This window comes from Sphingobacterium sp. G1-14 (assembly GCF_002196555.1).
GTDB lineage: Bacteria > Bacteroidota > Bacteroidia > Sphingobacteriales > Sphingobacteriaceae > Sphingobacterium > Sphingobacterium siyangense.
This window is the reverse complement of sequence record NZ_CP021381.1, coordinates 1456754-1470790: the sequence shown is the minus strand read 5'-3', so window position 1 is coordinate 1470790 and position 14037 is coordinate 1456754. Positions and strand designations below refer to the sequence as shown.

The window sequence follows — 14037 nt, the reverse complement described above, 5'->3', positions numbered from 1 at the left end:
GCGCTCCTGATTGTTATATATGCTATCTTCTCCTCAGTGTTAGTTTAGCACATATATCCTCCTTCCTTTACGTTCGAAATGTACGCCTCCGGCGAAAGCAATTGTTTTCAATAATTTATCGATATTTTCATAACGGGAGATCGTCCCCGAGAAGTGCTGTCCTTGCAGCTTGTCTCCGTAACTGATCTCGACATCATACCAGCGTGCTACCTCATCCATGACTGTTTGAATGGATGCATTATCAAAAGCAAAATTTCCATTTTTCCAGGCAAGACTATAGAACGGATCCACTTGCTCCTTTTTCACGCTCTTACGCCTTTTATTGAAAACGACCTGATCATTGGGCACTAGAATCTGTTCTTTCAAGGCAGCATCGGCAAAAGAGAGCTTGACTTTTCCTTCGACCAATGTGGTAACGATGTGATCATCAAAACTCCGGATGTTAAAATGTGTTCCAAGAACCTCAAGTGTCTGTGCTCCACTTTGTACGATAAAAGGCACCCTTTTGCCTTTAATATCCATTTTCGCCACCTCAAAATAGGCTTCACCCTCGAGCTGCACCGACCGCAACTTCCCATCAAATTTTACGGGATATTTAATCTTACTGTCTGCATTGAGCTGTACAAGGCTCCCGTCGGCCATCTTTAATGAATATTCTCCACCTCTAGGGGTTACGACCGTATTGTAGACGATGTTATTTGTTGGTGACAACTTGTCTTTGAGCTTATAACTGATTTGACCTTTATTGTCTTTAGTAATCAAATATTCCCCTTGGTCAAGGACCGTATCCGCACGGAGCAAACTGAGGTCGATCTGTTTTCCATTTTCAAGAATGATTATGGCTTTATCAGAACCTGGTACGATCGACAACTTAGACAGCTGCTCTTTCGGCTGCATATCCACGGTATAAAAGTTGTGGTAGCCCCATAGCACGGCACCGCAGAACGCAAGAAAGACTGCCGCAACCTGCCACCAACTTCTTCTGAAATTAAAATGACCATCTGTAGTCTTTTGGGGAGTAGATGCCGCTGTTGTAATTCGGGGATCAGCCATTATATTTTCCAACATCCGATGTGGATCAGGGTATGTTGCGGGCTGTGCGGGATACGAATTCTCCAGCCAGACTTTCTCCCAAGCCTGAAGAAATACGGGATCATCCATTAATTCCTGAAGCTGTTCCTGCTCTTCTTTGCTGGCTTGATCAGCAAGATATTTACGTATTAATTGGCTGTATTGTTCAATTTGGTTCATTCCTTTGGATCGATTTCACCTACATAATCGCAGGAACTCAGAAAAAGTACCAATAGAAAAATATTTTTTTTGAAAAGGATTATAGATGCCGTTTTTTAGTCCCTGGGATTGCTAAATGGGCTAATAAAAAATCGATGCACAAGTTGAGTTCTTATAAAAAAAAGATAGACAGGATTTTGCCCAGCTTGAACCGCACAAATTTCGAGGCGAGGCTGAGGTGATTGCGCACCGTATTTTTGGAGAGCCCTTCTTCATCGGCAATTTCCTGATAAGATTGATCTTCAAACTTGCTCCGCCGGTAAATTGTCTTTTGCTGTGGCGGCAATTGTTCAATAATGGATTCCAGGATGACCTGCAGCTCTTTGCCATCCATTTCATCCTGCAGCGAAAAGGAATTTTCAAGCCAAGTATGCTGAAGCGACTGTAGATAATTGGACCGAACCAGCGATTTACGGAAATTGGATATGGCCATTCTTTTTGAAATGGTATACAGAAAGGGAAAAATGGCTTCCGGACCGGAAAGCTGCATTCTTTTTAAATAAAATTCGATAAAAACTTCCTGTGTGACCTCCTCCGCATCAATATCACTTTTACAGAGCTGCCTGACTTTAAAATAGATAATCGGCTGATAATACTTGAACACAACACCAAAAATAGACTGATCTCCGGCTTGTAATAAGAGGAAATCGTCCATTGATATGGAAATATGTTTCAGTCCAACGATCATGAATTCGGTATATTTAATTGATACAAATTAACCTAACAGATGTTAATTTTATATAAAATTAACATTAATATCCATAATTACGAGGAGTTGCCCTATAAAAAAAGCAGCATGCTACAGGTTTGGCTAATTTCCTAATTAAACAACTTTTGACGATACGTTCTTTAGAAAATCGCCGTTTATTGCAAGCGTCTAAGTATTTCGGTAGCGAGTCTGAAAAGGGCTTACTATCTTATTTTCTCAGGGTCTTAGTGGTCTGCCTATAACTTGATTTGGCAGGCCGCTAGCTATAATGTTAGCTTTTGCTGATTTTGGACCTGGACCTTCAGCTGCCATAGCAAATGTAGATACGGCGATTAAAGCGACTGTTGCGAATGTTTTTAATACGACCACAGCCTAAAAACTCTATGGATGGTGGAAAAGAGGGGGTAAAAATATTTACCGATTACAAAGCATATTGTTTGGCAGCTTTCAGCTTCCGGGGTAAACTAAATATCGACTAAGGAATTTTCTTGTCCTTACTTTTATTATTAGCGAATTAAAATATGCTCAAAAGGCATATATGGTTTAACAACAAAACTTAAAAACATTGAAAAAGATGACGAAACAAAAAAGAGGAAACGATAGGAAACATAAAAATTACTGTACGAATAAACGCTAAAAGAAAGGGTCTGATGAGAATCAGATCCCTTTGACTAAGATGGTGGGGCACAAAATATTCATCCGCAAGTTCATTTTTTTAAAAGAATAGTTCCCAAGAAAATCGTAGATAAATACTGGCTTTTCCGCTATCTATCTGATATCTCATTTCCATTCCAATCCAAGCTATTAGTCTGATAAATTGAATGCCACTGGGTAATAAATCTATCTATATTTCGCATATCATTTAAGATCAACTTTTCTAGTTTACCAACTTTATATTTAAATCTTATGAAAGATAAGCTTCGTCCTAATTTATAGTGTGGCGAAAACAGTTCCTTAAACAATGTTATTTTTCCACCCCCATCTTCTCTTAACCTCATTCGCGTTAGACTGTTAGGAGGAAGAACAAACTGCAATCCGCTCGATTCTTTTAATTGTTCAATTGAATCAATTTCTGGCGATAACTTAAAAATATTTAAATAAATCTGAATCCATCTATCATCACGGAATATAAAAACTTGAAGATACTCAAATAATGAACTGCTGGATATACGCCCCAATTCAAAAATGTGGCATCCGCCCCCTCCGTTCCATCCAAACCAAGAATTGTTGAAAGGAGATCTTTTAAACCCTTGTTTTTCAAGCTCTGGCAAGGCTTTTTTTAAAAAAATATTTTTTCTAATCGCCAAAAGTTCCTTTCTCGGCACATTGAATGTGAACCCCATGCTATCTAAATATTGTTTAACGCACAGTAATATAGGAATATTTTCCAGTTGATAAAAAAGCCACATCTACCGACGTGGCTTCTAAACTAAATTTAAACATATAATTCACTAGTGGTTTGTCGGCTGCCCGAGCTGACAGACCACTAGTTCGTCTATATGTATTTTACTTTGTAAACTTGAATTTTATTATTCAAAGTTAAATCCCCTTTGCTCTCAAAAACTCAATCGCTTTATTGATAAAAACCGATTTTTTTTCTAATGTAAATCGATAGCGTTCTTTAAAATTTCGGATGTTCTCAGGATATTCAAAATCAACGGTGATATCAGGACTTATACCTTCACCAACATGATAAGATTTTCCTTTCCGGTCATGCAACAACGCTGTCATCAAATTAACGGAATAACCCTTATCCACATAATAGAGTTCATTACTCGAAGTTAACCCATTTGTCATTGCTCCGATTAAAGTGACATTCTTTTGTCCTAAGAAGTGACTCGCTGTAATTTCGCCAGAACTTGCAGTGATATTTGAGACCAAGACAATAATGGGTATATGATTATTTTTAAGGGGTTGAGCTTGTACGGTATCAAATTTACAATATTTAGCTTCGATACTATCGTCAATATATAATCCATTTTGGGGAATCTGAAATTTATCTATTAAAACCTCCTTGCCATCTTTATCTAAGGTTCCATCAAAATAAGAAAAAGTTTGACTTGTATCAATCAAGCTATGAAATGGGGTAATCATTGGTACAGAAGCGCCACCATCATTTTCTGTTAAATCAATAATCCAGGCTTTCGGATGCTTTCCATCCAGTTCACGCAACTGTTTTTGTAAAGTATCAATGTAGCGTCTATGCTCTAAAAGTACACCAGGAACATTGATATATGCATATTTATCTTCAATTAAACGATGTTGAAAATTGAGCGGAGGCATTCCTTCTTTCTCATAGGTCGTACTTGCGATCATTTTAATGAATGCCAGATTATCAGTTGTATCTTTAACGCGACTAACACTGGAATGATGATCCTTTAATCCGGAAACTATTTCTTTAAACGTCGACAACAATGAGTCTGTCTTATTCACATTCTTAACCTTTGCAGTGGTCTCCATACGTAATCGATCAAAGTCGATTTTGCTCCGCATAAAAGAATGGACTTCCAACGTATCGATAAATTGATTCGCTAATTTGATTACCTCTCTATTTTGAGCATGGCAAATATTTAAAATGGAAAAACAAGCTATGAATAAAAAGACTTTGTACATAAATTAAAAATTAATAATATATCAAAAATAAAAAAAAGAACAGCAATTCTATTAAACGTCTGTAGAAATAATATACTTAAAAAGCCACATCTCTCGACGTGGCTTCTAAACTAAATTTAAACATATGATTCACTAGTGGTTTGTCATTTATTTGCGGCAAACCACCAGTTGTAAAATTCTATTTATACGAATTGATCGATTTGGAAACTTTCCAGTCATTGCCCACACGTTCCAAGGTAACTAGATCAGTCTTGGTGAAGTTTTCAAATTTTAAGGTTACTTTAGCAACCATATAGTCTGCCGATTCCTCGATGATATCAGTGCTTACTGTACAGTTCAGCTTTTCGCCTTTTTGTTTTTTCAAGGATTTAACCACTTCGCTACGGCTGTTAGACTGCGCATTGGTAGCTTGAATCTTTTGATTGAAATCAGCTGCAAACAACTGCTCTACTCCTGCTGATTCTCCCTCTGTCGTTACTGCAACGTAGTGATCTAAAGCCAAGTCCGCTGTGGAAAGGTTAACGTTTGCTTTTGCCGATTTTGTTCCCGGCCCTTCAGCTGCCATAGCGAAAGTTGATACTGTGATTAAGGCTGCCGCTGCGAATGTTTTTACTAATGAGTTCATAATGTCTTTATTTTATATTGTTAGTTTATCTGTTCTTATTTGTTGACTCAAAACTACAACACAATAGGCCCCTAGCCTATGGCCTTTAGACTAACAGACCGGAAAACTCGGTAAATAGCGGAAATGGGGAGGTGAATTTTAATTTTGTGATATAGGTCACTGTAAATTACCATACAAAATCAAGAAATTTGTTCCAACAAGAAGAAAATCAAAGCAATATGAAAGCAAAACAACTCTTTAGGCAAATAGGAATAATGTCGGCTTTATTAATCTTAATAGTAACGCATTGCTATGCAACAAACCGAAAACCAAAAATTCTATTCGTAGTGACTAGTCACGATACAAAAGGCAATACAGGCGAAAAAACAGGTTATTATCTCGGTGAAGTCTCGCATCCATGGGAGGTTTTAACAGCTGCCGGATATGAGATTGATTTTGTTAGCCCACAGGGCGGAAATCCACCTGTGGATGGATTTGACCTAAATGATCCCGTTAACAAAAAATTCTGGGAGGATAAATACTACCACAGTAAAATTACCCATTCACTCAAACCTTCTCAGGTCAAACCTGAAGAATATAAAGCTATCTTTTATGCCGGAGGACATGGTGCGATGTGGGATCTTCCTTTCGATTCATCAATCGCAAAGATTGCCAGCAAAATATACGAGGCAAATGGGGTCATTGCAGCTGTATGTCATGGACCTGCAGGCTTAACCAACATCAAACTGAGCACCGGCGAATATTTGATAAAAGGGAAAAAAGTTAATGGCTTTAGCAACGAAGAAGAAGAGCTTGTCAAGCTTAGCAATGTCGTCCCCTTTTTACTAGAGGATAGGCTAAAGGCAATAGGTGGGATTTATGAAAAATCCGAACCTTGGCAGTCCCATGTCACTATTGACGGCAGATTAATCACTGGCCAAAATCCACAATCAGCTAAAGCTGTAGGCATGGCTATCGTCAAGGCATTAGGTGAATAAGGTATCCTCAAAAAAAAAGCAACTTCTCCCGATCCGACCTTAAAAAATAGGATTTATCGGCCGCTTTCCCTCAAAAATCTTCAATGGAAGAACAGCTACCAATTAGTCGTTTGATAGCTGTTTCTAACAATCTCTGGTTAATTCTATTGGACCTGTACCTCCAATAGTTTTAACCATCCGGTATTGGTCATATCACCATTGACGGCAAGTTTTATTCCCGGCTTATTTTCATTTGTCGTATCTATGATGGCGACGGCCCAGGTATAGTTTCCTGCAGCCACATCGACGTTGGCTTTAAATTCATACGTTATTGGATTATTCTTAAGCCAGGTAGAAGGCTCTCCTTTGTCGTCAACAAAAACTTTTTTAACCTTATTTTCTTCATCCAGCAGTGCAAAGGCTACCTTATATTTATAGTTCCACTGAGGAATATTGTTCGGAAAATACCCCCAGCCCATATTCCGCCAGCGGTGGTTAATCGTCGCTTCTGTACCTGCATTCACTTTTTCCGGTAAATAGACCCGATCGGGATATAAACGATAACCGCCTTCAGAAATAAAACGCTGACATAATGTAAAGGACTTGGTAAACCAGCTTTCGATTTCACCGATACGGAAATCCATCATGTTTACAGCGGCTTCCAAGGAGCTATCAAATTCGCCCTGCCGAACATCTTCGGGATGGTCTTGCCTATATTTACCGCTTGGATCAGTCCAGTAACGATGTGTACCAGTCGTAATCCAACCACCTTCCATAATAATCGGACGTTTAAAATTCCAAACCTTAGCAAAATTTTTCTCCCAGCTTTGATAATAATCGGTCATTCCAAAGGCATCCTGACGCAGGCTGTATCCTTTGCTGATCATCTTATTCAACAACTTCTCCGAATTCGGATTTGGAGCTCCATTGCCCGCTGGGTCGCCAACCACGCGATGATAATTGATTAGCAAGGGGACCTTTGTAAAATTCTTTGAATAAACATCCGAAATCCAATCGACGACTTCTTCTTTGATGGCCTCAATATTTTGACCAGAGGGGTTATTGGGATCTTCATATATTACACTGTGCCCCTCGCCCCACAATCCGAGTCCATAGGCATCTACAAAGGATGTTTTATTTAAATCATTAAAATCCTTAGCTAATTCTTCGATCAGCTTGCTATAATATTTCCGAAAAACAGGATCTTGCAGCACCGGCGTTTTTCTGTCCGGAAAAGATGCATTGGCCACATAATACTTGGCGCCTGCATCAAAAACAAACTGCGGCGTATTTGCTCCTTGATCGCGACCGTCGACCACGATACGAAAGGCGATTGGCAATCCTTTATCTTGTGCCCCTTTGATCATTTTATAGATTGCGGTGCTGGGATCCCTCCAGGCATATACGCCATCTACAGGATTAAAAGTTCGCCAGCTGGTACGGATATAACAGGCAGATGCATAGTCAATTGCTTTGACCGTTTTACCTAAGTCAGGTACATAGAATTGGGTGTCCCAATAAGAGGGATTGCCCGAAGCTGAGGCATACATGACCCAACCATTTAAAGGGTTACGAAACATGGTACTCCTGTTGTAACTGGGCTTCACCAAGGTGCCCGACAGTGCTCTTTCAGTATCGGCGCCTTCTTTCTTACATGACACTGCTAGAAAGCAAAGCATAACAGTAAATGCTTTGAAACAGGCTTTTTTATAATTTATATTTTTCACTTTCAAAAATGTTAAAGTTAATTTATGCGTTTGGATACGGTTGCTTACCGTTTTAACGCCAGAATTGTCATGTTTCTTAAATCAAAAATCAGCACATTGGTCGTCGCCGGGATAGTGAAATAAGAATTGCGATTTGCACTCGAATTGCCCCCGCCCAGTTCAGTTGCTTTTCCCAGAGTGAGCGTCAAGGTCTGGGCCACCCCCGCAGACGTGAGCGGAGCACTAAATGCGTAAGCCAGGTTTTTGTTATTACTGTTATCTCCAGTCACGATAAACTTCGTAGTCCCTACTTTACCACCGGTATAAACCAAAACTTGCGGATCGGCCAAACTTACTTGGCAATCCATTTTAACCGGAGTTCCCCAGCCATTGATACTTCCGTGCATCCATAAATCTGTCACCGTGGTTGTATAAGGTTGATCACCTGTCCAGGTCACGGTCTTTGCTGCAAGCATTTTTGTCGGTGAATAGATTGTTGCTGTGGCCTTTTGCATGTTGACCACGACACGGTATTCTCCAGCAGTTTCTATTTTCCAGGAGAACACACGTTCCCTCATCTTAATACCAACAGCATTCCCATCGCTTAATGAGGTGCTTCCATCGGAAGTAACGACGTAATTGGTCTCACCGTTAAATTCTACCGGAATTTCGAGTTCGCCCGGCTGCAAATTCAAGACATAGGCATACTGATCCAAATTTTCCAGTGTTTTTGGCATCTCCACCTTGTTTCCGCCAACGGCACTTCCGCTCAAGAACACTTTATCGGCATCAAAAACAACCGCCTTGATCGGATTTACTGTAATTCTTACGGTACGTACTTCGGGTGCCTCAAAAGTAGCACCGCCCTCCCATTGGGCGACCACTCTAAACTCCAGCGTAAAGCTCTTATTTGCGGGTATGCCCCACTTTTCGTTTGCCCAATTTTGCAATTGCTCGGAAGTAAAGCTTCTGCTGAATACATTATCGTCTTCATAATTGAATATGGCTGTACCAGTCCCAAAATTATTTCCCACAACATCCAACATGGTACTGTAGCTGATCAAATGATCATCTGACTGCGCCCTGGCGGGCTTCCAGTTAAATGTGACGATATCTTTGGTCAAATTGACCTCGTCCAACGTAATGTTTTCCGACGAAGGCTGAAGGGCCATTGTTTCATTGACTTTGGGTATATCCTGAATTTCCTGTTTGCAGGATAACTGGCAAAGTACCATGCTTAAGAAAAATAAGGTTTTGTATAAATAATTGATGATTTTCATTGATTTATATTTTTGCTAACGTTTGGATAGAATCATGCGCCTGACTGGCGTCGCTGCTGTTTGTTATCGGGTTGGGAAGCTGCCGAAAATTCAAATGCTATTCGTACAGCTTCCCGCTACCATTAATTATAACCTGGGTTCTGCGGGAACGGCGCCCCAGTATTGGCATCCCTGATCACCTGTGGAATAGGCCATAAGATATTGTTGTCCGTAATTTTATCCTTTATCGCATTATTATACTTTTTGACACGCTCTACCAAGGTATTAGTGCGCACCAAGGTAAACCTTCTGCTTTCTTCGCCAACTAATTCGCGGATACGCTCATCGAGCAGGAAATCCATATTCATCTGCGCGCCCGTGATTTCGGATGCTCCGGCTCTTTTCCGCACCTCGTTGACGGCTTGCGCGGCTTTATCTGGCATATTTTGTCCCAAATAGGCTTCAGCAAGCAACAGATAGGTTTCAGCCAAACGGAATTTCATACGATCTTTATAACTACCGGTCAAACTTAAATTTTCAGTACGTCCGTAAAAGAATTTTGTAATCGCTGGAAATAAGCTTTTTGTCGTAAACCAGGTCTGCTCGGTAATATTGGCTTTTTTACCGTATAGCGAGGCCTCATTCGCGTTGTTGTAGTACCAGTTGCGTTTAATGTTATAACCTGAATTACGGATATCATTTGCTTCGAAAATACCAGCGACATTGCCTGTAGCATTGGTACCTGTAGTACCTACCCACCACTTCATAGGCACTAATTGTGCGATACCACGACCGCCCAAGGTGTCAGCCAAAACAAATCCCGTAATGGTCGAGTAATTGGGTATCCAAGCCCGGCGGGTCCAGTCATCTGAATTGGTACCACCGCCGATCGTGTTAAACTGGAACTGCAATACCCAGATACTTTCTTTATTGCCGCTTTTCCTATTTTGATTATTTTCCAGAAATAAATCGCTGAATACATCGCCTGGTTTGCTGCTATTCACGCCGTATCTGTTTTTCATCAGGTTATAATAACCGCTATTGATGACCGCCAATGCGGCCTTTTCTGCTTCGGCATGATTGCCCTGCAGCAGATAGATTTCGCTCAGTAAGTGGCTCGCTGCCCATTTGGTCAGCTTTCCTTCTTTGACGCCGTCTGGATTGGTAGGCAGGTTATCCACGGCAAACTTCAGGTCGTCTACCATATGTCCAATAACTTCAGCTTTTGGTGTACGGGTAAAATTAAGCTGAAAATCATACAGGATAGTTTCCACATAGGGTACATCGCCATAGAGATAAACCAAGGTGCGGTAAGCATAAGCCCGAAAGAAGCGGGCTTCAGCCTGAAAACGTGCCTTATCCGCGGGCGTATCCCAATTGGTATTTTTTTCGGAATAAACCAGCATCAGGTTTGCCGATGAAATGAGGTTGTAAGCCCAGTTCCAGTAAGTACCCACAAAACGCTCGGAAGCAGTAAGTGTAAGGTTTGCAAAAGCCGTCAAAGAGCCATCGCTATTAATGGCATCGGCGATATCTGTAGAGACCTGTAAGGCTTCGTATGGACAGGCACCATTGTGAATAAAAGCACCACCTTCGCCATAGGTATTGTATTCTGAACGTGTGAGCGTATATAGACCAGCGCTCCCCACTTCGAAACCGTAAGTGCTGGTATAGGTATTGGATGGCGCCAGTTCAGTTTTCAGTTCTTCCTCCAGAAACTTCTTACAGCCTCCTAAGGTGAACAATACGATAAGTCCCAAACTTGTTGTGATAATATTTTTCATTTTCATGTCCTATTCGATTAGAAGTTTACATTTAAGCCAAACATGTACGATCGTGCTGTTGGATAAGAGGCCATCCAGCTGTTGTCGTAATTGAGTACCTCCCTGATATTAGAAATCGTATTGAGATTGTTGACGCTGACATTTACATCAATACCATTTACACCTACCTTTTTAGCAATTTTGTGTGGCAACTTATAGCCAAAGGTGATGTTCTTCACCTGTACGTAGCTCACCTTTTTATAATAGCCGTGTCCCAATGGATTGAGATAGCCCGGCGAAACAATCGTCGCATTAGGATTCTCCGGCGTCCAATAATTGGCATCGTGTACATAGTTGGTAATTCCAAAAGTCCAAGCACCAAGATTGGCCATGTGATCATCGCGCCATACATCAAAAACACCGGTCACTAAAGCTGATGCATAAAAATTTTTGTAAGCAAACCGGTTGGCTAAAGAAGCAGTGTAGCGTGGGTTTTTAGACCCGATGACTACCCGATCACTGGCTTCTATTTTTCCATTGCCATCGCGATCGTACAATTTAGCGGCTCCGGGAGCTGCCCCATCAACAGTAATGGCTTCACCATTCTGCCATACACCGATCATTTTATAATCGTAGAACACTCTCAATGGCTGACCAATAAACCAGTTGTTGGCAATATCATCGATACCATCCCCTCTTAACTCGACAATTTTATCGCGGTTTAAGGAAAACACGGCGGTCGTATTCCATTGAAAATTTTCTCCTTTAACGTTCGTCGAGTTTAAGGTGACCTCAATACCTTTATTTTGGGTAGCGCCGATATTGTCCCAAATTCGGTTATACCCATTCATGATAGGTACAGTACGGGTCATCAGCAAATCTTTCGTTTTAGAGATATAAGCATCAATAGTACCGCCCAATCTATTATTAAACAACTGAAAGTCAAGCCCCAGGTTGGTCGAATAGGTGGTTTCCCATTTCAGATTAGGGTTCCCCACACCATCACCGGCCAAATAGGCTGTCGTAACGGCAGTACCATCATCGCCCCAGATATATTTTACATTGGAATATAGGCGGTCTAAGGTGCGGTAGGGTGTAATCGCCTGGTTACCGTTGGCACCGTAAGAAAGACGGATTTTCAGCATGTCCAGCCATTTGACGTTATCTTTCAGAAAACGCTCTTCTCCAATTTGCCATGCTGCCGCCGCCACAGGGAAGAATGCGTATTTATTGTTGATACCAAATACCGAGGCTCCGTCTGTACGTCCTGTCAAGGTTAATAGATATTTACCTTTGTAGGCATAATTTATCCTGCCCATATACGACAGCATAGCTGATTCTGACAACGAAGCACTATTGGAAACTAGACGGCTGGCCGAACCGATCATAAAGTATTCGGTGTCATCGGTTACAAAACCAGCTCCGCTCTGGGCTGTTGACCAGCTTTTCGTTTTTTGCATACTGAATAAACCCGTCACATCAAAACGATGATCGCCAATCTGCCGCTCGTATTTGAGCAGGTTTTCCCAGGTATAATCGTTATAGTTGGAATTGTTAATGGAAGCACTACCTCCGGCTTGCGTACCTTGATCCCGGCCTTCAAAGGTGTTGCGCCCGTAATAGGTTCCTGTAAATCCGTTCCGATAATTATAACCAAAATTTGATCGTAAGGAAAGCCCCTCCACCGGCAGCAAAATATTGGCATAGCCCGAAAGAAAGAAGTTGTTATTATACCTATCCTGAATCGCATTGACGTTGCGCATCGGATTGACGATCAATGAATACTCCATGGGCTCGGGCACATACTTCCCCGATTCGTCTTTATAGCTTCCATAAGGACTTTGTTTTATGGCATGTTCCAAATTTGGCGTAATACCACCGTCGCTTTTTCGGGTATATTGCAGGCCAACACCAGTGGTTAACCATTTATTAAAAGTCTGGTCCACATTGGTGGTTATATTTAAACGGGACAACTTAGAATTGTATACCACACCCTCTTGATCCAAAGCTGCAAGGGCAGCCATATATTTTGTATTCTCTGTACCACCTGAAATGCTCAGCTGATGATCCATGGTCATGGCTTTTCGAAAGACGTAATCCTGCCAATTGTTCGTAATGCCTTTCGCATAATTACCGCGCTCTGTTACGCTAATAATATCCCCGGCGATAGGATCCAATAGCGCTCCAGTATAGCCTTGCCTAATTCGGGCAATATCTTGTTGAAAGCGGATATATTCATTTGGCCCCATGACATTGATGCGTTGCATAGGCTCGGCCATGCCGATCAAACCTTTATAGTTTACCTGAGCTCTACCCAACGCCCCCCGTTTTGTTTGTATCAGAATAACCCCATTGGCCGCACGCGAACCGTAGATAGCCGAAGCGGAGGCATCTTTTAAGATCGAAAGGTTTTCGACGTTGTTAGGATCGATATCTGCCAGGGATCCGCTGTAGGGAATACCATCTAAAATAATCAATGGACTATTGTTGGCCGATATCGAATTTTCACCCCGTATCAACAGGGTCTGTGACGCTCCGGGTGCAGCTTCTCCGGTCGTAATGGAGAAACCGGCCACCTGCCCCACCAAGCGATCCATCAGATTTGAGGTAGATACCATGCTTAACTGCTCTTTTCCGACCACGGCCAAACCTCCCGTCAAATCTTTCTTCTTGGCTGTACCGTACCCTACGACCACAACCTGATCCAGGACATTATTTCCTGACATCTTCACATTGATGATTCCTGATGGATTGACCTCTAATTCCTGGCTATTGAAACCGATGTAGGTAAAAAGTAGCGTAGCCGTGCGTGGCGCCAGAATGGTATAACGGCCATTTGCATCTGTCTGAACACCGGTTTTCGCCCCTTTAATCATGACCGAAACACCTTTAAGGCCTTCTCCTGCATCATTGGTGACCTGACCTTTGACATTTATTTGATCTGTTGCTTGCGAATAAGCATAATTAGTCGCTACCACCGATAGGGTAGCACTCATTATCCAGCTCCTGAGCCAGATATGTATCTTTTGTATCATTGATTTATAATGGTTAGTTTAAAATTTACTTGCGTTCTTTACTTTCCCTTTCTCGTAAAGAATATGAGTTTAATATAGGTC

10 protein-coding genes are annotated in these 14037 nt (G+C 41.4%); 1 reads left to right on the top strand and 9 read right to left on the bottom strand.

From position 1 onward, the window contains the following. Positions 1 to 39: 39 nt before the first annotated feature. From CBM24_RS06165 to CBM24_RS06145, 5 genes are all read right to left on the bottom strand, one after another. Complete coding sequence (locus tag CBM24_RS06165; RefSeq protein ID WP_088160543.1) at positions 40 to 1251, bottom strand: FecR family protein; 1212 nt, start codon at positions 1249 to 1251, stop codon at positions 40 to 42. 151 nt (positions 1252 to 1402) lie between these two features. Further along, entirely contained in the window at positions 1403 to 1978 is a 576-nt protein-coding gene (locus CBM24_RS06160; protein WP_088160542.1) for an RNA polymerase sigma factor, read from the bottom strand. 785 nt (positions 1979 to 2763) lie between these two features. Continuing rightward, complete coding sequence (locus CBM24_RS06155; protein WP_088160541.1) at positions 2764 to 3408, bottom strand: hypothetical protein; 645 nt, start codon at positions 3406 to 3408, stop codon at positions 2764 to 2766. Between the two features lie 130 nt (positions 3409 to 3538). Continuing rightward, the gene (locus tag CBM24_RS06150; RefSeq protein WP_088160540.1) at positions 3539 to 4612 is read right to left on the bottom strand and encodes a S41 family peptidase; all 1074 of its coding nucleotides are present in this window, start codon (positions 4610 to 4612) and stop codon (positions 3539 to 3541) included. Positions 4613 to 4790: 178 nt separating this feature from the next. Further along, entirely contained in the window at positions 4791 to 5237 is a 447-nt protein-coding gene (locus tag CBM24_RS06145; RefSeq protein WP_088160539.1) for a nuclear transport factor 2 family protein, read from the bottom strand. Between the two features lie 218 nt (positions 5238 to 5455). On the opposite strand from CBM24_RS06145, the gene CBM24_RS06140 reads away from it, so the two are divergent. Continuing rightward, positions 5456 to 6214: a type 1 glutamine amidotransferase domain-containing protein gene (locus CBM24_RS06140; RefSeq protein WP_198386048.1), complete on the top strand. Its 759-nt coding sequence runs from the start codon at positions 5456 to 5458 to the stop codon at positions 6212 to 6214. A 143-nt stretch (positions 6215 to 6357) separates the two neighbouring features. On the opposite strand, the gene CBM24_RS06135 is transcribed toward CBM24_RS06140, so the two are convergent. From CBM24_RS06135 to CBM24_RS06120, 4 genes are all read right to left on the bottom strand, one after another. After that, the gene (locus CBM24_RS06135; protein WP_232475696.1) at positions 6358 to 7920 is read right to left on the bottom strand and encodes a DUF4832 domain-containing protein; all 1563 of its coding nucleotides are present in this window, start codon (positions 7918 to 7920) and stop codon (positions 6358 to 6360) included. A 44-nt stretch (positions 7921 to 7964) separates the two neighbouring features. Beyond that, positions 7965 to 9179, bottom strand: a complete 1215-nt coding sequence (locus CBM24_RS06130) for a SusE domain-containing protein (protein WP_198386047.1) — start codon at positions 9177 to 9179, stop codon at positions 7965 to 7967. 122 nt (positions 9180 to 9301) lie between these two features. After that, positions 9302 to 10942 (bottom strand): RagB/SusD family nutrient uptake outer membrane protein, encoded by a 1641-nt coding sequence (locus CBM24_RS06125; protein WP_088163465.1) that lies wholly within the window; start codon positions 10940 to 10942, stop codon positions 9302 to 9304. Positions 10943 to 10959: 17 nt separating this feature from the next. Further along, a complete protein-coding gene (locus CBM24_RS06120; RefSeq protein ID WP_088160537.1) occupies positions 10960 to 13956 on the bottom strand; it encodes a SusC/RagA family TonB-linked outer membrane protein in 2997 nt (998 codons plus the stop codon). Positions 13957 to 14037 lie beyond the last annotated feature (81 nt).